Here is a 19,972-nt window from a genome sequence, read left to right as displayed (position 1 = left end):
GGCAGGCATGCGCCGCTGCTCCGTCGGAGCGCGGCGCACCTCAAGCCTGTGCCGATATTCCCCCTAGGAGACAAGCCCATGCCAGGCCAAGGCAACGCTCACCCGTCTGTCCCGCTTTCCCGTTCCGCGCACCCCGACGCGGGTCACGGCAAGTTCAAGAAACAGCTGTCGCTGACCGATCTCACGTTCATCGGTCTCGGCGCCATTTTCGGTTCGGGGTGGCTGTTCGCCGCGAGTCACGTGTCGACGATCGCGGGCCCGGCCGGCATCTTCTCGTGGCTGCTCGGCGGCTTCGCGGTGCTGCTGCTCGGCATCGTCTACTGCGAACTCGGCGCCGCGCTGCCGCGCGCGGGCGGCGTGGTCCGCTACCCGGTGTTCTCGCACGGCCCGCTGCTCGGCTACCTGATGGGCTTCATCACGTTGATCGCCTTTTCGAGCCTGATCGCGATCGAAGTCGTCGCCGCGCGCCAGTATGCGGCCGCGTGGTTTCCGGGCCTGACCGTCGAAGGATCGAGCGACCCGACCACGCTCGGCTGGCTCGTGCAGGCCGCGCTGCTGTGCTTCTTCTTTTACCTGAACTATTCGAGCGTGAAGACGTTCGCGAAGGCGAACAACATCATCAGCATCTTCAAGTTCATCGTGCCGCTGGCGGTGATCGCGGTGCTGTTCACGTTCTTCAAGCCCGCGAACCTGACGATCCAGGGCTTCGCGCCGTTCGGCATGCCGGGCATCGAGATGGCCGTGTCCGCGGGTGGCATCATCTTCGCGTACCTCGGACTCACGCCGATCGTGTCGGTCGCGAGCGAAGTGCGCAATCCGCAGCGCACGATCCCGATCGCGCTGATCCTGTCGATCCTGCTGTCGACGCTGATCTACGTGCTGCTGCAGCTCGCATTCATCGGCAGCATCCCCACCGACATGCTCGCCGCCGGCTGGCATGACGTGAGCAAGGCGTTCTCGCTGCCGTACCGCGACATCGCACTGGCACTCGGCGTCGGCTGGCTCGCGGTGATGGTCGTCGCCGACGCGATGATCTCGCCGAGCGGCTGCGGCAACATCTACATGAACGCGACGCCGCGCGTCGTCTACGGCTGGGCGAAGACGGGCACCTTCTTCAAGGTGTTCACGCGCGTCGACGAAGCGTCGGGCATTCCGCGCGCGGGCCTGTGGCTCACGTTCGGCCTCGCGATCTTCTGGACGCTGCCGTTCCCGTCGTGGGAAGCGCTGATCAACATCGTGTCGGCCGCGCTGGTGCTGAGCTATGCGGTCGCGCCGGTATCGGTCGCCGCACTCCGCCGCACCGCGCCCGACCTGCCGCGGCCGTTCCGCGCGGTCGCGTTCGGCGTCACCGGCCCCGCGTCGTTCGTGATCGCCGCGCTGATCGTCTACTGGTCGGGCTGGAGCACGGTGTCCTGGCTGCTCGGCCTGCAGATCGTGATGTTCGTCATCTATCTCGCGTGCCGCCGCTGGGTGCCGACCGCGCACCTGAGCCTTGCCGAGCAAGTGCGTTCGTCCGCGTGGCTGATCGCGTTCTATGCCGCGATGATCGTGCTGTCGTATCTCGGCGGCTTCGGTGGCACGGGCCAGCTCGCGCATCCGTACGACACGTTCGTCGTCGCGGCCGTCGCGCTCGTCATCTACTACTGGGGTGCGAATACCGGCGTACGCGCCGACAAGCTGCAACTCGACGACGACGAAGACTGACGCACTCGTTCCGTTTCCCATGATCCCTTCGGCCGGGCGCCCCACGCCCGGCCCCTGCTTTTTCCGAGGAAAACCATGCAACTCACAGGTCAACTGCTGATCGGCCCGTCCGCCGTCGCCGGACAGAACGGCACCCTCCAAGCGATCGCCGCCACCACCGGCGAACGGCTCGAACCCGCCTTCGGCGGCGCGAGCCTGCACGACCTGGAGACGGCCTGCGCGCTCGCCGACGACGCATTCGACACCTATCGCGAAACGTCGCTCGAGGCCCGCGCCGCGTTTCTCGACGCGATCGGCCGCCACATCATGGCGCTCGGCGACGACCTGATCGAGCGCTGCGTCATCGAAACCGGCCTGCCGCGTGCCCGCATCGAAGGCGAGCGCGGCCGCACGGTCGGCCAGCTCGCGCTGTTCGCGTCACTCGTGCGCGACGGCGGCTTTCTCGACGCGCGGATCGATCCGGCGCGCCCCGAGCGCAAGCCGCTGCCGCGCGTCGACCTGCGCCTGCGCAACGTCGCGGTCGGGCCCGTCGCCGTGTTCGGCGCGTCGAACTTCCCGCTCGCGTTCTCGGTCGCCGGCGGCGATACGGCCTCGGCGCTCGCGGCCGGCTGCCCGGTGATCGTCAAGGCGCATTCGGCACACCCGGGCACGTCGGAACTCGTCGGCCGCGCGATCCAGCAGGCCGCGCGCGAATGCGGGATGCCGGCCGGCGTGTTCTCGCTGCTGTTCGACGCGTCGCGCGAGATCGGCCAAGCGCTCGTCGCCGATCCGCGCATCAAGGCCGTCGGCTTCACCGGCTCGCGCCGCGGTGGCGTCGCGCTGATGCACATCGCGGCCGCGCGCCCCGAGCCGATTCCCGTCTATGCGGAAATGAGCTCGATCAATCCCGTGCTGCTGTGTCCCGCCGCGCTCGACGCGCGCCACGATGCGATCGCGCCGCAGTTCGTTGCATCGCTCACGCTCGGCGCCGGCCAGTTCTGCACGAACCCGGGCCTCGTGCTCGCCGTCGACGGGCCCGCGCTGCGCGCGTTCGAGGAAACGGCCGCCGCTGCGGTGCGTGCAGCGCCCGCGCAAACCATGCTGACGCCGCACATCCACGCCAGCTACGAGCAAGGCGTCGCGGCGCTGCGCGATCACGCGGCCGTCGAGTTGCTCGCGCAAGGCGCCGAAGGCAACGGTCTGCAGGCCCGCGCGGCGCTGCTCGCGACCTCGGCCGACGCTTTCATCACGCATCCCGAGTTGCGCGACGAAGTGTTCGGCCCCGCGTCGCTGATCGTGCGTTGCCCGAACGCCGACACGCTGCATCGCGTGCTGAAGTCGCTCGAAGGCCAGTTGACGATCGCCGCGCATCTCTCCGACGGCGACGCCGCACTGTTCGCCGCGCTGCGCCCGATGCTCGAGCGCAAGGCCGGCCGCATTCTCGTCAACGGCTTCGGCACGGGCGTCGAGGTCGGCCACGCAATGGTGCACGGCGGCCCGTTCCCGGCCACGTCCGACACGCGCACGACGTCGGTCGGCGCGCGCGCTATCGAGCGCTTCCTGCGCCCCGTGTCGTACCAGGACCTGCCGGACGCGCTGCTGCCGGACGCGATCCGCAACGGCAATCCGCTGAACGTACCGCAACGCATCGACGGCGTGCCCGCGCCGCGGGAGGCGTGACATGTCCGCATCCACCGACGAAATCGTTCTCTCGCTCGATGAAGTCCACGCGCTCGCGCTGCGCGTGCTGACGCACAACGGGATGTCCGACGCGCATGCACGGGCCATCGCCAGCGTGATCACGCAGGGCCAGCGCGACGAATGCCATTCGCACGGCGTGTACCGGTTGCTCGTCTGCGTGCGTTCGCTGAAGAAGGGCAAGGTCGATCCGCAAGCCGTGCCGACATTGCGCCGGCTGTCGTCGTCGATCGTCTCGGTCGACGCGCATCGCGGCTTTTCGCTGCTGAGCTTCGAAACGGGCCTGCCCGTGCTCGTCGAGATGACGAAGCAGCACGGCATCGCCGCCATGACGATCAACCATTGCTACCACTTCTCCGCGCTGTGGCCGGAAGTCGAGGCGATCGCGGCCGAGGGGCTGGTCGGCATCGCGATGAACCCGAGCCATAGCTGGGTTGCGCCGGAAGGCGGCAAGGAGCCGGTGTTCGGCACGAACCCGATCGCATTCGCATGGCCGCGCCCCGGTGGCATGCCGTTCGTGTTCGATTTCGCGACGAGCGCGATCGCGCGCGGCGACATCGAGCTGCATGCGAAGCAAGGCAAGGCGATCCCGCCGGAATGGGCGATCGACGCCGAAGGCCGGCCGACCACCGATCCGAAGGCCGCGCTGCAAGGCGCGATGCGCACGTTCGGCGGCCACAAGGGCTCGGCGCTCGCGGCGATGGTCGAACTGCTCGGCGGCGCGCTGATCGGCGACATGACGAGCCGGGAATCGATGGACTTCGACGAAGGCGTCGGCGCGACGCCGTGCCACGGCGAACTCGTGATCGCGTTCGACCCGAAGGTGTTCCTCGGTGACGATCTCGACACGGGGCTCGCCCGCGGCGAGCGGATGTTCGAATCGATCGTCGCGCAAGGTGCACGGCTGCCGTCGCAACGGCGCTTCGACGCCCGCGCGCGCAGCATCGCGAACGGCGTGCGGATTCCGAAGGCGCTGTACGACGAGATCCTGACACTGCTCGACTGATCGCGAAGCGCGGGGCCGGATTGCGCATTCATTGGCGATCGACACGCGATCCGGCCTTCTCCCGGGCCGGTCGCGTAGGTGACCCTCAAGTGCCCGAGCGTTCCGCGCCAGGCATGCCGCCCGCGCCGGTTGCCGGCCCCATGAGCGCCACACCCGCGGCGGCTGTGGGATAATCGTCCGGTTTGCCCAGGGCGCAGCTCAAGAGGTTGTTCGCACGGGCGCGAGAGAGGCCTTTATTCCCGTGCCTCCACCCTTTTCCCGCGATATTTCTTCAGCAACGACAATGCCCACTTACCGTTCCAAAACCTCCACCGCTGGCCGCAACATGGCAGGTGCGCGTTCGCTCTGGCGCGCCACCGGCATGAAAGACGACGATTTCTCGAAGCCGATCATCGCGGTCGTCAACTCGTTCACCCAGTTCGTACCCGGGCACGTGCACCTGAAGGATCTCGGCCAGCTCGTCGCGCGCGAGATCGAGGCTGCCGGCGGCGTCGCGAAGGAATTCAACACGATCGCGGTCGACGACGGCATCGCGATGGGCCACGACGGCATGCTGTATTCGCTGCCGAGCCGCGACATCATCGCCGACTCGGTCGAATACATGGTGAACGCGCACTGCGCGGACGCAATGGTGTGCATCTCGAACTGCGACAAGATCACGCCGGGGATGCTGATGGCCGCGATGCGCCTCAACATTCCGGTGATCTTCGTGTCGGGCGGCCCGATGGAAGCAGGCAAGACGCGCCTCGCGAACCCGGTCACCAAGGCGATCGAAGTGAAGAAGCTCGATCTCGTCGACGCGATGGTGATCGCGGTCGACCCGTCGTATTCGGACGCCGAAGTTGCCGAAGTCGAGCGCTCGGCCTGCCCGACCTGCGGTTCGTGCTCGGGCATGTTCACCGCGAACTCGATGAACTGCCTGACCGAAGCGCTCGGCCTGTCGCTGCCCGGCAACGGCACGGTGGTGGCTACGCACGCCGATCGCGAGCAACTGTTCAAGCGCGCCGGCCGTCGCATCGTCGAACTCACCCGCCAGCACTACGAGCAGGACGACGAACGCGTGCTGCCGCGCTCGGTGGGCTTCAAGGCGTTCGAGAACGCGATGACGCTCGACATCGCGATGGGTGGTTCGACCAACACGATCCTGCACCTGCTGGCGATCGCGCAAGAAGCCGGCATCGACTTCACGATGAAGGACATCGACCGCCTGTCGCGCGTCGTGCCGCAGCTGTGCAAGGTCGCGCCGAACACGAACAAGTACCACATCGAGGACGTGCACCGCGCAGGCGGCATCATGGCGATCCTCGGCGAACTCGACCGCGCCGGCAAGCTGCACACCGACGTGCCGACCGTGCACACGCCGTCGCTGAAGGATGCGCTCGACCAGTGGGACATCGTCCGCACGCAGGACGACGCGGTCCGCACGTTCTACCAGGCCGGCCCGGCCGGCATCCCGACGCAGGTCGCATTCAGCCAGAACACGCGCTGGCCGAGCCTCGACGTCGATCGCGCCGAAGGCTGCATCCGCTCGTACGAGCATGCGTTCTCGAAGGAAGGCGGCCTCGCCGTGCTGACGGGCAACATCGCGGTCGACGGCTGCGTGGTGAAGACGGCCGGGGTCGACGAGAGCATCCTCGTGTTCGAAGGCACGGCGCACGTGACCGAATCGCAGGATGAAGCGGTCGAAAACATCCTGAACGACAAGGTCAAGGCCGGCGACGTGGTGATCGTGCGCTACGAAGGCCCGAAGGGCGGCCCCGGCATGCAGGAAATGCTCTACCCGACCAGCTACATCAAGTCGAAGGGGCTCGGCAAGGCATGCGCGCTGCTGACGGACGGCCGTTTCTCGGGCGGCACGTCGGGCCTGTCGATCGGCCACTGCTCGCCGGAAGCGGCAGCGGGCGGCGCGATCGGCCTCGTGCGCGACGGCGACAAGATCCGTATCGACATCCCGAACCGCACGATCGACGTGCTGGTGTCGGACGAGGAACTGGCGCGTCGCCGCGAAGCGCAGAACGCGAAGGGCTGGAAGCCGGCGCAACCGCGTCCGCGCAAGGTGTCGGCTGCGCTGAAGGCCTACGCGAAGCTGGTCATGTCCGCCGACAAGGGTGCCGTGCGCGACCTGTCGCTGCTCGACGACTGACAGGGGCAGCCCGACCGGCTGATTGCAACGCGCAGCCGGTCGGGCTGCGGGCAGGACAACCGCCCGCTCGCCCGATCGAGAAGCCGCTCTCCGGAGCGGCTTTTTTTCGTCCGGCGCCAACCGAATGCGCCGGCATCGTCAGTGACGGAATTCTTCCGGGCCGCCGCCTCCTCCACCGCCGCCGCCGCCACCACCGTGGCTTCCGCCGCCGTTCCCGCCGCCTTGTGGCCGCGCGCCGCCGTAGCCACCGCCACCACCGCCCGGGTGCACCTGCGCCGGCATCGTGCGGACCTCGCCGCCCGGTGCAGGCGGCGGACGCATGACAGCCGGCGGCGGCGCTGCCGGACGTTCACGAACGGCTGCACCCGGCATCGGCGCAGGCGCAGCCGGTGGCGGCGTGCGGATTGCGCCGTTCCAGCCGCCACGCGCAGCGGACGGCCGTGTGTCATGCACGGACGGCGGACCGCCCGGTGTGACCTGCACCGCCCCGCCCGGTTGCGGGCGTCCCTGTCCCGGCGGTACGCCGCCGGGGCCGAGCCGCGGTTCCGCGCGGTGTTCCCACCGATCGCGGTCATGGAACCACGGCCGGTGACGATAGTAGCGATCCCAGTACGCGCCGATCGCGAACCCGGTGATCGGCACGCCGATGATCGCGCCATATTCGAGCAGCGGCGCGTAACCGCCCTGATACGGATAGTCGATCAGTTGCGCGTCGATCCAGCCGCGCACGCCCGGCAGCGCGACGTCGCACCACGAGTAGTCGCTCAGGCAGCCGAACACGTCCAGCGCGGTGCCCGGCGGAATCTGCGCGACGACCGGATAGTCGGGCGCCGGCCCGGCGAACAGTTCGGCCGGCGCGTTCGTGTAGCCGGTGCTCTGCGCCTGCGCAATGCCCGGCGCGGCCGCGAGGCCGAGCAGGACGACGCACAGACTTCGGATAATCGTGTTCCTCATGATGCTCTCCCGCGCGGTGCCGCCGCGCGCCGGTCAATGCCGATGCCCGCCCCAGCCGCCACCCCAGTGGCCGCCGCCCCACGGACGATGCCCGTACCCGCCGCGTCCACGCCAGCCGCCGCCCCAGCCGCCCCAGAAGCCGACCGAGATTGCCGGCGCGCCCCAGCCATACCAGCCCGGGTAATACGCGGGGGGATAGTATGGATACGGATAGGGATAGGGATACGGCGGCGGGTAGGCCGGCGCGACGTAGACGGGCGCCGAATCGGCTTCGGGCGGCGCGACCGGCGCCGCCGTCGGGCCCGGCGCGGTGGTGCCCGGCGTAGCCGGCGTGACGGGTAGCTCGCGCTGCGTCAGCGTGGCCGGTGCCGGCGCGTAGTATGGAGCGTAGCCATACGGGCTCGTGTAATAACAGCCGCCGAGGGTCAGCGTCGTCAATGCGAATACCGCACACCTCGCGGCAGGAATCGGGGTCATGTCTTGCTCCGGCAGAATCCGCGCGTCGCCGCCGGGCGCGCGCCTGACTCTAGCTTACGTCCCCTGCAGATTTCCGCTCGGTATGATCGGTTACTTTTTGTTTCCTGCACCGGACGGGCGCGCAGGCATGCCGCGTGCTGGCACGTCTGCCGTGCCCGCGTTGAAGTTCGCACAAATGCCCACAACTTGAACGATGTCAGGCTGGCCGGCGCGGACGGGGGTTCGCGAGCAACCGGCGGCCCGAAACCCGCGGACTTCGGCCCGCCCCGACAGGAACGCGGCTCACGCCGCCATCGACATGACTACGCCACGCCCCACTCCCCGGGCGGACACGCCGCTCGATCCGATCATCCAGTTGCTGGCGCTCGCCAGCGAACAGGGTTATCTGACCCACGCCGACCTCGTCGACGCGCTGCCGCCCGATAGCGACAGCCCCGACGCGCTCGACGTCGTGCGCGCCGCGCTCGCCGACATCGGCATTGCCGTGCTCGACGAGCCGGCCGCGCCTGCGCCGTTCGCCGGCACGGCGCCTGTCGACGTCGATCACGATGCGCTCGACGAAGGCCGCGCGATGCTCAGCGACCTCGCACGCGGCACGAGCGCGTCGACCGATCCGCTCGCGCTCTACCTGCGGCGCATGCAGGCCGTGCCGCTGCTCACGCGCGAAGGCGAGATCGTGCTGGCCCGCGAGATCGAAACGGGCCGCCACCAGATCCTGCACGCGCTCGCCGGCCATCCGGCGGCGGTCGACGCGCTGCTTGCGCGTCACCGCGCAACGGCGACGACCGGCGCCACCGGATCGTCCGATGACGACACCGGCGACATGCCCACGCCAGCCAGCTACGACGCGCTGCAGGCGGCCGTCGCGGCCTTGCGCGGCGCGTTGCACGCGCACGGCTTTCGCTCGGCCGAATACCGTGACGCGCGCAACCACGTAGCCGGCCTGCTCGGCTCGCTCGCGTGGGTCGCGCCGGCCGTCGACGACGCGAACCGCGTCGTGCGCACGCTCGCGTCCGCGCCGCACGGCACCGCGGCGGGCGACGCCGCCTGCTTCGACACGGTCGCGCGGCGGGCACTCGCAGCCGCGCTCACCGACGGCCAGCAGAAGGTGCGCGACGCCACGCGCGCGATGCTCGAAGCGAACCTGCGGCTCGTGCTGTCGATCGCGCGCAAGTACATGAACCGCGGCGTCGACCTGCCCGATCTCGTGCAGGACGGCAGCCTCGGCCTGATGCGCGCGATCGAGAAATTCGAATACCGGCGCGGGTTCAAGTTCTCGACCTATGCGACGTGGTGGATCCGCCAGGCGATCGCGCGCGCGGTCGCGGATCGCGCACGCACGATCCGCGTGCCCGTGCACGTTGGCGACCAGTACCAGCGTGTGCAGCGGCATGCGCTGCGCTTTCGTCAGCGCACGGGCCGGCGCGCAACGCCAGCTGAACTCGCGGCTGAAACCGGCCTCGACGAGAACAAGCTGCGCGCGGTGCTCGCGCTGCCTGCCGAGCCCGTGTCGCTCGACGCGCCGCTGCCCGACGCGGACACCGGCCTGGTGGAATTGATCGAGGACCAGGCGTCGGCCAGCCCGTTCGAGCAACTGGCCGACACGCGCATGCGCGAGTGCGTGAGGTCGCTGCTCCGGTCGGTCACGCCGGCCGAGGCCGACGTGCTGCGCCGGCGGTTCGGCCTCGGCGGCGCCGAGCCCGATACCTACGACGCGATCGCGCAGGACGCGGGCATGTCGCGCGAACGCGTGCGGCAGATCGAGAAACGGGCGCTCGCCGCGTTGCGCACGGCCGCCGAGGCCGAGAACGCGCAGTCGTTCCTCGACGCGTGATCGCGTCACGCGACGCACGGTCGTGCCACGCTCCGGCACGACCGTGCGCTTCGCACCTGTGCTACGTTTGCCGTTGACGTGCATCAAGTTTTCTTCATCGCGTGTCGCGACAATGATGAAAAGCCGACCGGCGCATCGTTCGCCGTGTCCATTCCGTTTGTGCTTCCCCGGGTCCCTCGCCATGCAGACGAGTGCCAGCCAAACGTACGAGGAAAACCGGCATATCGCGGCCTGCCTGCGCGAGGCGGCGCAGCGGCTGGCTGACCAGGGCGCGAATCCGTATCGGGTCGCCGCGTACCGCGTGTCGGCCGGGACGGTCGATGCGCTCGACCTCGACATCCGCGCGGTGTTCGAGTCCGGCGGCGTCGATGCGCTCCGCACGCTGCCCGAGATCGGCACGGGCGTCGCGCAGGCGATCGCCGAGTTGCTGGTGACGGGGCGCTGGCGCCAGCTCGACCGGCTGTGCGGCGACGCCGAGCGCACGTCGGCGTTCGAAGCGGTGCCGGGCATCGGCCACGCGCTCGCGCTGCGCATTCACGACCTGCTGCATATCGATACGCTCGAGGAGCTCGAACGCGCGGCCCGCAACGGCCAGCTCGAAACGATCTCGGGTGTCGGCCCGCGACGCGCGGCCGGCATCCGCACCGCACTCGACGACGTGCTGAGCCGCCGCCGGCGCTGGCAAGGCCGCGTGCAGGACGCCGGCCCCGGCACGGAGCCGCCTGTCGAACTGCTGCTCTACATCGACCGTCTGTATCGCAACAAGGCCGCCGCCGGCGCGTTGCCGACGCCCGGCGTTGCGCAACGCGCAATCGCGCACCGGCGGCTGAACGCGGACGGTTACATGCCGCTGCCCGTGATGCACATGACCAAGGGCGGCTGGCATTTCACCGCGCTGTGCCTGCATGCCGCGATGCGCACGCCGGAGGCTTCCCGCCCGACGGACTGGGTCTCGCTCTATTTCTACGACGCCGTTCAGTGCGAGCATCAGCGCACCGTCTTCACCGAAACGTACGGCTCGCTAGTAGGCAAGCGCATCGTGCGCGGGCGCGAGCAGGAATGCCGCGTGTATTACGCGGGCTGAGTCAGTCGTCGCCGGTTTCGTCGACGTCGAACGCGACATCGAGCACCGACGCGATCTCGCGGCAGGCATGGGGGAGCGTGCGTGAGCGGCGGCCGGCACGGTCCACCCCGATATCGAACCAGGTCGAATACGCGTTGTAATCGGTAGCGCGCTCGCGCTTCGGCACGTCGAACCAGAACGTCACCATGTAGTCGCCGTTCCAGCGAACCGGCATCACATGCGTGAACCGCAGTCTCGTGATTGCGCCGTGGCGGAACCGGAAGCTGTCGTCACCGACGCGGAACCCCGACCACGCGCCGTCGTTCGACACGAACACGGTCAGCGTTTCGTCCGGTGGCACGGCCGACAGGCCCTCTGCCGGGGCAAGGTCGGCCGTCGACACCATTGCCGCGGCCGAACCATCGCGCCCCGACTCGACATCCACGTACGCTTCGATCGCCCGCTTCGTCTTGTCGTAGAAACGGCGCGTGACCTCGGGCCGCGCGGCGTCGGCAATCAGGACCAGTTGCTTGAATCGTGTCTGCTCGCCGAATCGAAGCGGCACATCGGGAATGTCATCGGGCTCGTCAGCCGGTTCGTCCTCCGGACTATCGGTCGATACCGGCGATGCGGTCGTCTCAGGCTGCCCGACAGCCCCACGCCGCCGCTTCACCCATGCGGTTCCCCACGTCAGCAGCGCGGTCTGCGTCGCCAGCACGCCGGCCAGTGTCGCGCACCCGGCGAGAAACCCGTAATGCGGCCCGACCTTCGATGCCGCATACGCGGCAGGAAGCACATACAGCACAAGTAAAAACCACACGCGGCAACCCCGTTGTTCTTGTTGGCGACGTCCGTTACGGAATGGTGCGGCGCGCCACCCTGCCGCCGAACTGCCACTCCAACCCGCCGATGCACGCTCGCCGCCTACGCGCCTTCCGCCTTCGTGCGGCGCACCGGATGGCGATGCGCGGCAATGCGCAGCAGCTTCTGGAACGAAGGGCATTCGAGATGGTTCGATGCCGGGCACACGGCCGCATGCCGCAACGCATCGCGCACGGCGCCGAGACGGCGGATCGTGCGGTCGAGCTCGTCAGCCTTGCCGTCGAGCTTCGCGCGATCGATCGCAGGCAGGCCGTCCGTGCCGACCATCGCGAGGATGTCGTCGAGCGAAAAACCGGCCTCGCGGCCCAGCGCAATCAGCGCCAGGCGCTCCAGCACCGACTCGTCGTATTGCCGGCGCAGCCCGTGGCGGCCGGTCGGGACGATCAGCCCCTTTTCCTCGTAGTAGCGCAGCGTCGACGCGGGCAATCCCGAGCGTCGCGCTACCTCCGCAATGTCCAGCCGGCTCATGCTTGACCTCAAGTGAACTTGAAGTTGCAAGATAGTCGCTCGACTCCATAAAGACAAGCGCTGACTGCCATGAACCCGCTGAAACCACGCTGTATTCCGCTGCGCCGCGCGGCCCTTTCCCTTCTCCGTGGAGGGTCGCGATGAGCCTGCACGACCTCCTTCTCAACCTGTTGCTGATCGGCACGGGCGCCACGCTCGTGATGGATCTGTGGACATTGTTCCGGCGGCGTGCATTCGGCATTCCGTCGCTCGACTATGCGCTGGTCGGCCGCTGGATCGGTCACATGATTCAAGGCCGGTTCCGGCACGTGTCGATCGGCGCCGCGGCGCCCGTGCCGGGTGAGCGAGCGCTCGGCTGGATCGCGCATTACGCGATCGGCATCGCGTTCGCGGCACTGCCCGTCGCGATCGCGGGCACGGAATGGATCGGCACGCCGACGCCGCTCCCCGCGCTCGTCGCCGGCCTCGCCAGCGTGGTCGCGCCGTTCTTCGTGATGCAGCCCGCGTTCGGCTTCGGCATCGCGGCGTCGCGCACGCCGAACCCGGGCGTCGCGCGGCGGCGCAGTCTCGTCACGCATCTGTCGTACGGTGTGGGGCTTTATCTGGCGGCGTTCACGCTAGCGGCGCTGGTCCGTTGAGCCCATGGCGTCGCTCAAAAAGCCGTAACGGGTAGCATCGGTTCAACCGGCCGACGTCGACGCCCACGCAAGCGCTTCGTCGAGCGCGACGCGCGCACCGCACGAAGGCCGCGCCGGGCATCAGCGCCGACGCATCGACGATGACGATGCCCAGTCAGGCATGCGGGCAAACGCAGCGTGCTTGCACGCCGCCTCCCAGTGTTCCCGCTGTTTTCAAACCACTCATCCAGGCTGCCCGAACGGCGGCCTGCATCACTCGCCGCCGCAGTCGATCAGGTTGTGCCGCACGCGCCCGAGCAGCCGCACCAGCGTATCGCGCTCGTCGGGCGTGAAGCCGCGCAGCCCGTCGTCGGCGACGGTGTCACCCACTTCAAGCATCTGCGGAAAAATCTCCCGCGACTTGTCGGTCAGCCGGATCACGAATGCGCGGCGATCGTCATCGTTCGCTATGCGCTCGATCCAGCCATAGCTTTCCATCCGGTCGAGCAACCGCGTGAGCGAGATCGGCGCGATCTCGAGCCATTCGGCCAGCCTCGCCTGATTCATCTCGCCCTTCCACGTCAGGTACGCGAGCACGCGGCTCTGCGCGCGCGTCAACCCGATGCGCTTCGCGCGCCGGTCGAACAGACGTCCGTTCAGGCGGGCGACGTCGGCGATCAGATAGCCGATCCGGTTCTCGTAAGTCTTGTCCATCAGCGGATTATAGGGTCAAGCCTGGAACGGCCCGCGGCTCGCAGCCCGGCGATAAGCGGATATATAATAAGCCTACTTATAATTACCGCCACGCAGGATCGCCGCCCACGGCGACCGCCCCACGGAGACACCCGCTTGAACCCCGCCGCCGACGCCCCCGCCTCGCCCGCCCTGAACCGGCCGATGCTGACCCTGTCGATCATGCTCGCCACGCTGATCCAGACCCTCGACAGCACGATCGCGAACGTCGCACTCCCTCACATGCAAGGCACGCTGTCCGCGTCGCAGGACGAGATCACGTGGGTGCTGACCTCCTATATCGTCGCCGCAGCGATCGCGACACCGCTTACCGGCTGGCTGTCCGACCGGCTCAGCGTGAAGCGGCTGCTGATCGTGTCGATCGCGGGCTTCACGGTCGCGTCGGCGCTGTGCGGGCTGGCCGAGACGCTCGTGCAGATCGTCGGCGCGCGTCTGCTGCAGGGCGTGTTCGGCGCCGCGCTGGTGCCGCTGTCACAGTCGATCCTGCTCGACATCAATCCGCGCGAGAAACAAGGCCAGGCGATGGCGATCTGGGGGATGGGCGTGATGGTCGGCCCGATCCTCGGCCCGACGCTCGGCGGCTGGCTCACCGACAGCTACAACTGGCGCTGGGTGTTCTTCATCAACGTGCCGATCGGCGCGTTCGCGCTCGCCGGCGTGATGACCTTCCTGCCCGCGCGCGCGCCGCGCCCGCACGTGAAGTTCGACGCGTTCGGCTTCGCGACGCTGGCGCTCGCGATCGGCGCATTCCAGGCGATGCTCGACCGCGGCGAACAGCTCGACTGGTTCGGCTCGTACGAGATCCGCATCGAAGCGCTCGTCGCGGCGCTCAGCTTCGCGTTCTTTCTCACGCATACCGCGACCGTCGGCAAGGCGTCGTTCTTCAAGTCGGAACTGCTGCGCGACCCCAACTTCGCGACGGGCACGCTGTTCATCTTCGTGGTCGGCGCGGTGCTGTACGCGACGCGTGCGCTGCTGCCGCCGATGCTGCAGAACCTGATGGGCTACCCGGTCGCGACGACGGGCCTCGTCACCGCGCCGAGCGGCGCCGGCACGATGATCGCGATGCTGTTCGTCGGAAGGCTGCTGAAATACGTGGACGCGCGGATGCTGCTGCTTGCGGGGCTGTCGATTTCCGCGCTCGCGCTCTGGCAGATGATGCAGTACACGGTCGTGCTGTCCGAAGCGGACATCGTGTGGCCCGGCGTGGTGCAGGGCTTCGGGCTCGGGCTCGTGTTCGTGCCGCTGAGCGCACTGTCGTTCTCGACGCTGCCGCCCGACCTGCGCGCGGACGGCACGGCCACCTACAGCCTGATGCGCAACATCGGCAGCAGTATCGGCATCTCGATCGTGCAGACGCTGATGACGCGCAACACGCAAGTCGCGCATGCGGACCTCGCGACCCACATCACGCCGTTCAACCCGGCCGTGCAGGCGATGGCCGGCAGCCGCCTCGACATCGCGCTGCTCGATCGCACGATCAACCAGCAGGCGTCGATGATCGCGTACCTGAACGACTTCAAGCTGATGTTCGTCGCGACGCTGCTGATGATTCCGCTGTTGCTGCTGATCCGCCCGCCGCAGAAGGCGGCCAGCGTCGACGTCGCGCATGCGGCGATGGACTGACGATCCGACCGGTCGACGGACGGATACGCGCACCGCATCGCGCACCGCCTGCCGCGCGCATCTCACGCGCGGCAGGCGTGCTGCGTCAGGCCTTCATCGTGCCCGTGCGCACGTAGCGCTCGTGCCACGACAGCGCCTCGGCGAGCAGGTGCGGCGTGTGCTTGCCGAAGCTTTCGCGCGACGCGCGCTCGAAGTAATCCTCGAGCATCGGCCGATAGTCGGGATGCGCGCAGGTCGCGATGACCTTGCGGGCACGCTGCTTCGGCGACAGGCCGCGCAGGTCCGCGAGGCCCTGCTCGGTGACGACCACCGCGACGTCGTGCTCGGTATGGTCGACGTGGCTCGCCATCGGCACGATCCGCGAGATCGCGCCGCCCTTCGCGGTACTCGCCGACATGAAGCACGACAGGTAGCCGTTGCGCGCGAAGTCGCCCGAGCCGCCGATGCCGTTCTGGATCTTCGTGCCCATCACGTGCGTCGAGTTCACGTTGCCGTAGATGTCGGCCTCGATCATCCCGTTCATCGCGATGCAGCCGAGCCGGCGCACGAGCTCCGGATGGTTGCTGATCTCCTGCGGGCGCAGCACGATCTTCTCGCGGAACGTCGCGATTTCGTCGGCGAAGCGCTGCACGGCGGCCGGGCTCAGCGACAGCGCGGTGGCCGACGCGAAGCTCAGCGTGCCGTCCTGCAGCAGGTCGAGCATGCCGTCCTGGATCACTTCGGTGTACGCGGTCAGGTTCGAAAAGCCGGCCGAGCTGAGCTCCGCGAGCACCGCGTTCGTGATGTTGCCGACGCCCGACTGCAGCGGCAGCAGGTTTTCCGGCAGGCGGCCGCGCTTCACTTCATGGCGCAGGAAGTCGATCAGTTGATGCGCGATCTGCTTCGACGTCGCGTCCGGCGCGGAGAACGCGTTGCTGCGGTCCGGCGCATCGGTCTCGACGATCGCGACGATCTTGTCGGCCGGGCAACGCAGGTACGGCTCGCCGATCCGGTCGTCGCTCTTCGTCAGCGGAATCGGCTTGCGGTGCGGCGGCAGCGCGGTACCGTAATAGACGTCGTGCATCCCGTCGAGGCCGAGCGGCTGGCGCGAGTTGACCTCGAGGATCACGTGCTTCGCGCGTTCGAGCCAGGTCTTGTTGTTGCCGATCGACGCGGACGGAATCAGCAGCCCGTCCTCGCGGATGCCCGCGACTTCGACGATCGCGACATCGAGATCGCCGTACAGGCCGAACCATGCGTACTGCGCGACGTGGCTCAGGTGGACGTCCTGGTAGTCGACTTCGCCGCCGTTGATCTTGTCGCGCAGCGTCGGGTCGGACTGGTACGGCAGGCGCATCGAGATGCCGTTGGTGCGGGCGAGCGCGCCGTCGAGTTCCGGCGCGGTCGACGCGCCCGTCAGCACGTTGATCCGGAAGTCCTCGCCGCGCGTGTGCGCCGCGTCGATGTGGGCGGCAAGCGCGGCCGGCACGGCCTTCGGATAACCGGATCCGGTGAAGCCGCTCATGGCGACGGTCATGCCGGGACGGATCAGCGCGGCGGCTTCGTCGGCAGTGCGGACGAGCGAACGCAGGGCGGGAGCGAGGATGCGTGATGAAGACATGGCTGGTTTTGACGCTTGGGTCTGTCGTTGACGTCGCGGGGGGTGTCTCCTGAGCGACATGAAGCCCTTGGGGCCGCGAGGGGCGGCCGGCACCACAGGCACGATCGGAGTATCGCAGAGGCGATCGCCGCGAAATGTCCGCCAAATGAAAAAGATCCTTGCCGGATTTGCCGGGTATCGAACGACCGTTCTGTGACAGGCGCTCCGTTTGAATCGGATGCACGCGAAAGGCGCGCGAAAGCATCGAGCAGGAAAACCACTCGACGATCGCCAACGCTCACGCGTCAATCGTCGGATTTTGACGTCCATTTGCCGCCTTCCGATCGGCAATGCACGACACCCGTCCGGCGCGGCCAATTGTCACCCGATGCGGCGCATTCCGACCTGACGCATATCAAGCTCGCACGCGCCGCGCGACGCGCGCCGGAAAGCGCGAAAAGTACCGCCACACCGGCCTGAGAGGCCCGCCAGTCCTTGACAGCCGCCCGATGCGAACCACACTGGAATCTGGATCGCGCAGCTCGGTTTGGCCACCCTTTCGCGCATGCGCTTTTCGGCCGGCCAATCGCCGCAAGACGCGGTAACACTCCGTCATGTCAGGACATTGATTGAATAAAAAGCAACAAATTACAATTCCGTATATATTTCGCCGATGGACCAAAGAAAAAACGCCACACGTTCCGAACCGCCCCTGCCACGCACCTGGGATGCGCGGCTGGCGCGCTCGCTTGTCCGACCGCTCGTCGACACGCCTGTCACTCCGAATCACCTCACCACCGTTCGTCTGCTGATCGGCCTCGCCGGCGCCTGGTGCCTCGCGCACGGCGGCTTCGGCTGGAGCAATGCAGGCGCGTTCCTGATCGTGCTGTCGAACTTCGTCGACCACACCGATGGCGAACTCGCGCGCATCAGCGGCAAGACGAGCAAGATCGGTCATTTTTACGACCTCGCGGCGGACGCACTCGTCACGGTCGCGCTGTTCGTCAGCATGGGCCTCGGCATCGTCGCCCAGGGCGGCCAGATGGCCGCGTCGCCGGTGCTGCTCGGCGCGGTGGCCGGTGCCGCCGTTGCGCTGATCTTCTTCCTGCGCATGCGAATCGAATCGTTCGCCGGCAAGGCCGGCACCAAGCAGGCATTCGCCGGCGGCTTCGAGACCGAAGACGTGCTGTACCTGCTGCCGCTCGTGACGCTGTTCGACGGCGTCGAGCCGTTCCTGCTCGCGGCGTCGATCGGCGCCCCGCTGTTCGCCGCGTGGGTCGTGATCGACTGGTGGCGCATCGTCCGGCGCGGCAATGTTCCGCAGAATTCCACTGAAATCCAGGCTTCCAAATGACTCCTAGCACGCGCGACGACTCCGTGCTGAGCCCGGCACGCCCCGCGCCTGTGCGCGCCGCGTCCGACCCCGATCGCACCGTGGCCGACTGCGTCGGCCACCTCGACCTCGAGCAAGTGCGCAACGACTACACGCGCCAGGGCTCGTTCCTGTACCTCGACGCATTCCTGCCGGCCGACGCGCACGCGAAGCTGGCCGACGCCGCCCGCGCGATGCAGGCCGGCCTGAACCGCAATTACCTGCCCGGCCATAAGCAAGGCGGCAGCGTGAGCCGTCATACGATCGACGAGCAGGCGCCGTACATCGCCGAACTGTATCGCTCGAAGGCACTCATCTCCTTCCTCGAGAAGGTCACGGGCGACAAGCTGATGCTGTCGCCGGACGACGATCCGCACGCGTACGCGCTGTATTACTACACGAAGCCCGGCGACCACATCGGCTGGCACTACGACACGTCGTACTACGACGGCCGCCGCTACACGCTGCTGATCGGCGTGATCGACGAATCGTCGTGCCGGCTCGACTACGAGCTGCACACCCGCAATCCGGACGTCGCCGACGAACCGGGCTCCGTGCAGATCGCCGACGGCGGCATCGTGCTGTTCGACGGCGACAAGCTGCGCCACCGCATCACGCCACTCGGCCAGAACGAGATGCGCGTGTCGCTCACCTTCGAATACGTGACGAACCCCGGCATGCGGCCGTGGAAGCGCTTCATCTCGAACATGAAGGACGCGATCGCGTATTTCGGTTTCCGCCAGGTGTTCAAGCAACTGGCGACGCGACGCACGACCGGGTCATGACACGCGCCGGCCTCATCCTGCTGTCCCTCGGGACCGCACTCTTCGTCGCACTCCTGGCTTGGCAGGGCGTCGGCGCCGTCGCGTCCACGTTCCTCGCGGCCGGCTGGGGGCTCGCGCTCGTCGCGGCGTTCCACGTCGTGCCGCTCGTGATCGACGCGATGGCGATCTCCGTGATGTTCCGCCCCGGCCAGCCGGGCGCCGAGCTCGGCAACGCGCTGCGTGCGCGCTGGGTCGGCGAATCGGTGAACAGCCTGCTGCCCGCCGGGCAGATCGGCGGCCCCGTGCTGATGGTGCGCCACCTCGCGCAGCGTGGCACGCGGATGGCCGACGCGGCGGCGGCCGTCACCGTCAGCACGACGATGCAGGCGCTCGCGCAGATGGCGTTCGCGCTGATCGGCATCGCCGCGTTCAGCCTGTATGCAACGCATGAATCGGTCGCGCACCTGCGCACGCCCGCGCTGATCGCCACCGGCGTGCTCGGCGCCCTCGCCGCGCTGTTTTACGTCGCGCAGCGGCGCGGGCTGTTCGGCCGCGGCCTGCGCCTCGCGTCGAAGCTGCTCGGCCCGCGCGACTGGTCGTCGCTGGCCACCCGCGCCGACGCAATCGACGACGCGGTCGGCGCGCTGTACCGCGATCGTGCGAAGGTCGCGAAGACCTTCGCATTGAGTCTCGTCGGCTGGATCGTCGGCACCGCGGAAGTGTGGCTCGCGCTGCATTTCCTCGGGCACCCGGTGAGCTGGCTCGACGCGCTGCTGCTCGAGAGCGTCGGCCAGGCCATTCGTGGCGCGGCCTTCGCGATCCCGGGCTCGCTCGGCGCGCAGGAAGGCGGTTACCTGCTGCTCGCGCCGCTGGTCGGACTGCCGCCCGACGCGGCGCTCGCGCTGTCGCTTGCGAAACGCGCGCGCGAACTCGCGCTCGGCCTGCCCGGCCTGCTCTATCTGCATTTCAGTGAAAGAAACTGGCAGCGGCGCCGTGCGCCGCAGCCGCTCGCCGACTGATCGTTCAGATCCGCCGGCTTTTTGGTTGGAGAAC

17 protein-coding genes are annotated in these 19,972 nt (G+C 68.2%); 11 read left to right on the top strand and 6 right to left on the bottom strand.

Annotated elements, in window-relative coordinates; translation table 11 throughout:
- The first annotated feature begins 78 nt into the window (after positions 1–78).
- The 4 genes from LGN19_RS01770 (at position 79) to ilvD (ending at position 6,530) form a co-directional block, all read left to right on the top strand.
- Positions 79–1,704, top strand: coding sequence for an APC family permease (locus LGN19_RS01770; RefSeq protein WP_226212976.1), 1,626 nt, complete (start codon positions 79–81; stop codon positions 1,702–1,704).
- Between the two features lie 75 nt (positions 1,705–1,779).
- Positions 1,780–3,363, top strand: coding sequence for an aldehyde dehydrogenase (NADP(+)) (locus LGN19_RS01765; protein ID WP_226212975.1), 1,584 nt, complete (start codon positions 1,780–1,782; stop codon positions 3,361–3,363).
- A gap of 1 nt (position 3,364) precedes the next feature.
- Positions 3,365–4,387, top strand: coding sequence for an Ldh family oxidoreductase (locus tag LGN19_RS01760; protein ID WP_226212974.1), 1,023 nt, complete (start codon positions 3,365–3,367; stop codon positions 4,385–4,387).
- Between the two features lie 283 nt (positions 4,388–4,670).
- Entirely contained in the window at positions 4,671–6,530 is a 1,860-nt protein-coding gene (ilvD, locus tag LGN19_RS01755; RefSeq protein WP_122949438.1) for a dihydroxy-acid dehydratase, read from the top strand.
- Positions 6,531–6,668: 138 nt separating this feature from the next.
- Here ilvD and LGN19_RS01750 read toward each other — a convergent pair whose 3' ends face one another.
- Both LGN19_RS01750 and LGN19_RS01745 read right to left on the bottom strand, forming a co-directional pair.
- A complete protein-coding gene (locus LGN19_RS01750) occupies positions 6,669–7,484 on the bottom strand; it encodes an SH3 domain-containing protein (protein ID WP_226212973.1) in 816 nt (271 codons plus the stop codon).
- A gap of 33 nt (positions 7,485–7,517) precedes the next feature.
- Positions 7,518–7,961 carry a hypothetical protein gene (locus tag LGN19_RS01745; protein ID WP_226212972.1) on the bottom strand — a complete coding sequence of 148 codons (444 nt, stop codon included), beginning with the start codon at positions 7,959–7,961 and terminating at the stop codon, positions 7,518–7,520.
- A gap of 298 nt (positions 7,962–8,259) precedes the next feature.
- On the opposite strand from LGN19_RS01745, the gene LGN19_RS01740 reads away from it, so the two are divergent.
- Both LGN19_RS01740 and LGN19_RS01735 read left to right on the top strand, forming a co-directional pair.
- Entirely contained in the window at positions 8,260–9,795 is a 1,536-nt protein-coding gene (locus LGN19_RS01740; protein WP_226212971.1) for a sigma-70 family RNA polymerase sigma factor, read from the top strand.
- A gap of 181 nt (positions 9,796–9,976) precedes the next feature.
- Entirely contained in the window at positions 9,977–10,879 is a 903-nt protein-coding gene (locus LGN19_RS01735) for a helix-hairpin-helix domain-containing protein (RefSeq protein WP_226212970.1), read from the top strand.
- 1 nt (position 10,880) lies between these two features.
- On the opposite strand, the gene LGN19_RS01730 is transcribed toward LGN19_RS01735, so the two are convergent.
- Both LGN19_RS01730 and LGN19_RS01725 read right to left on the bottom strand, forming a co-directional pair.
- A complete protein-coding gene (locus LGN19_RS01730; protein ID WP_226212969.1) occupies positions 10,881–11,678 on the bottom strand; it encodes a hypothetical protein in 798 nt (265 codons plus the stop codon).
- Positions 11,679–11,782: 104 nt separating this feature from the next.
- Positions 11,783–12,208: a helix-turn-helix domain-containing protein gene (locus LGN19_RS01725; protein WP_174956496.1), complete on the bottom strand. Its 426-nt coding sequence runs from the start codon at positions 12,206–12,208 to the stop codon at positions 11,783–11,785.
- Between the two features lie 140 nt (positions 12,209–12,348).
- Here LGN19_RS01725 and LGN19_RS01720 point away from each other — a divergent pair, with 140 nt between their 5' ends.
- Positions 12,349–12,846, top strand: a complete 498-nt coding sequence (locus LGN19_RS01720; RefSeq protein ID WP_226212968.1) for a DUF2938 domain-containing protein — start codon at positions 12,349–12,351, stop codon at positions 12,844–12,846.
- Positions 12,847–13,098: 252 nt separating this feature from the next.
- Here LGN19_RS01720 and LGN19_RS01715 read toward each other — a convergent pair whose 3' ends face one another.
- The gene (locus tag LGN19_RS01715) at positions 13,099–13,539 is read right to left on the bottom strand and encodes a MarR family winged helix-turn-helix transcriptional regulator (protein ID WP_047850156.1); all 441 of its coding nucleotides are present in this window, start codon (positions 13,537–13,539) and stop codon (positions 13,099–13,101) included.
- 135 nt (positions 13,540–13,674) lie between these two features.
- Here LGN19_RS01715 and LGN19_RS01710 point away from each other — a divergent pair, with 135 nt between their 5' ends.
- On the top strand, positions 13,675–15,204 hold the full coding sequence (locus LGN19_RS01710; RefSeq protein WP_122949430.1) for a DHA2 family efflux MFS transporter permease subunit: 1,530 nt from the start codon (positions 13,675–13,677) through the stop codon (positions 15,202–15,204).
- A gap of 85 nt (positions 15,205–15,289) precedes the next feature.
- Here the strand turns inward: LGN19_RS01710 and LGN19_RS01705 are convergent, their stop codons facing one another.
- Positions 15,290–16,804: an acetyl-CoA hydrolase/transferase family protein gene (locus LGN19_RS01705; RefSeq protein WP_174956499.1), complete on the bottom strand. Its 1,515-nt coding sequence runs from the start codon at positions 16,802–16,804 to the stop codon at positions 15,290–15,292.
- Between the two features lie 652 nt (positions 16,805–17,456).
- Between LGN19_RS01705 and LGN19_RS01700 the strand changes: the two genes are divergently transcribed.
- From LGN19_RS01700 to LGN19_RS01690, 3 genes are read left to right on the top strand one after another with little or no spacing between them, the layout of a single operon-like run.
- The gene (locus LGN19_RS01700) at positions 17,457–18,137 is read left to right on the top strand and encodes a CDP-alcohol phosphatidyltransferase family protein (protein ID WP_122949428.1); all 681 of its coding nucleotides are present in this window, start codon (positions 17,457–17,459) and stop codon (positions 18,135–18,137) included.
- Positions 18,134–18,940, top strand: coding sequence for a 2OG-Fe(II) oxygenase (locus tag LGN19_RS01695; RefSeq protein WP_122949427.1), 807 nt, complete (start codon positions 18,134–18,136; stop codon positions 18,938–18,940). Before LGN19_RS01700 ends, LGN19_RS01695 begins: the two co-directional genes overlap by 4 nt.
- The gene (locus LGN19_RS01690) at positions 18,937–19,938 is read left to right on the top strand and encodes an HpnL family protein (protein WP_089453211.1); all 1,002 of its coding nucleotides are present in this window, start codon (positions 18,937–18,939) and stop codon (positions 19,936–19,938) included. The genes LGN19_RS01695 and LGN19_RS01690 overlap by 4 nt, the downstream gene beginning before the upstream one ends.
- Positions 19,939–19,972: the final 34 nt, after the last annotated feature.

Origin of the sequence: Burkholderia sp. AU30198 (assembly GCF_020419825.1) — a bacterium.
Classification (GTDB): Bacteria; Pseudomonadota; Gammaproteobacteria; order Burkholderiales; family Burkholderiaceae; genus Burkholderia.
This window is presented reverse-complemented; position numbering and strand designations above follow the sequence as displayed.

Bases quoted from the DNA above. Each gene is read 5' to 3' on its own strand.
- LGN19_RS01760 (WP_226212974.1), top strand. From the start codon at position 3,365: ATGTCCGCATCCACCGACGAAATCGTTCTCTCGCTCGATGAAGTCCAC.
- LGN19_RS01720 (WP_226212968.1), top strand. From the start codon at position 12,349: ATGAGCCTGCACGACCTCCTTCTCAACCTGTTGCTGATCGGCACGGGC.
- LGN19_RS01725 (WP_174956496.1), bottom strand. From the start codon at position 12,208: ATGAGCCGGCTGGACATTGCGGAGGTAGCGCGACGCTCGGGATTGCCC.
- LGN19_RS01705 (WP_174956499.1), bottom strand. From the start codon at position 16,804: ATGTCTTCATCACGCATCCTCGCTCCCGCCCTGCGTTCGCTCGTCCGC.
- ilvD (WP_122949438.1), top strand. From the start codon at position 4,671: ATGCCCACTTACCGTTCCAAAACCTCCACCGCTGGCCGCAACATGGCA.
- LGN19_RS01735 (WP_226212970.1), top strand. From the start codon at position 9,977: ATGCAGACGAGTGCCAGCCAAACGTACGAGGAAAACCGGCATATCGCG.
- LGN19_RS01700 (WP_122949428.1), top strand. From the start codon at position 17,457: ATGGACCAAAGAAAAAACGCCACACGTTCCGAACCGCCCCTGCCACGC.
- LGN19_RS01770 (WP_226212976.1), top strand. From the start codon at position 79: ATGCCAGGCCAAGGCAACGCTCACCCGTCTGTCCCGCTTTCCCGTTCC.
- LGN19_RS01695 (WP_122949427.1), top strand. From the start codon at position 18,134: ATGACTCCTAGCACGCGCGACGACTCCGTGCTGAGCCCGGCACGCCCC.
- LGN19_RS01765 (WP_226212975.1), top strand. From the start codon at position 1,780: ATGCAACTCACAGGTCAACTGCTGATCGGCCCGTCCGCCGTCGCCGGA.
- LGN19_RS01690 (WP_089453211.1), top strand. From the start codon at position 18,937: ATGACACGCGCCGGCCTCATCCTGCTGTCCCTCGGGACCGCACTCTTC.
- LGN19_RS01740 (WP_226212971.1), top strand. From the start codon at position 8,260: ATGACTACGCCACGCCCCACTCCCCGGGCGGACACGCCGCTCGATCCG.
- LGN19_RS01715 (WP_047850156.1), bottom strand. From the start codon at position 13,539: ATGGACAAGACTTACGAGAACCGGATCGGCTATCTGATCGCCGACGTC.
- LGN19_RS01745 (WP_226212972.1), bottom strand. From the start codon at position 7,961: ATGACCCCGATTCCTGCCGCGAGGTGTGCGGTATTCGCATTGACGACG.
- LGN19_RS01750 (WP_226212973.1), bottom strand. From the start codon at position 7,484: ATGAGGAACACGATTATCCGAAGTCTGTGCGTCGTCCTGCTCGGCCTC.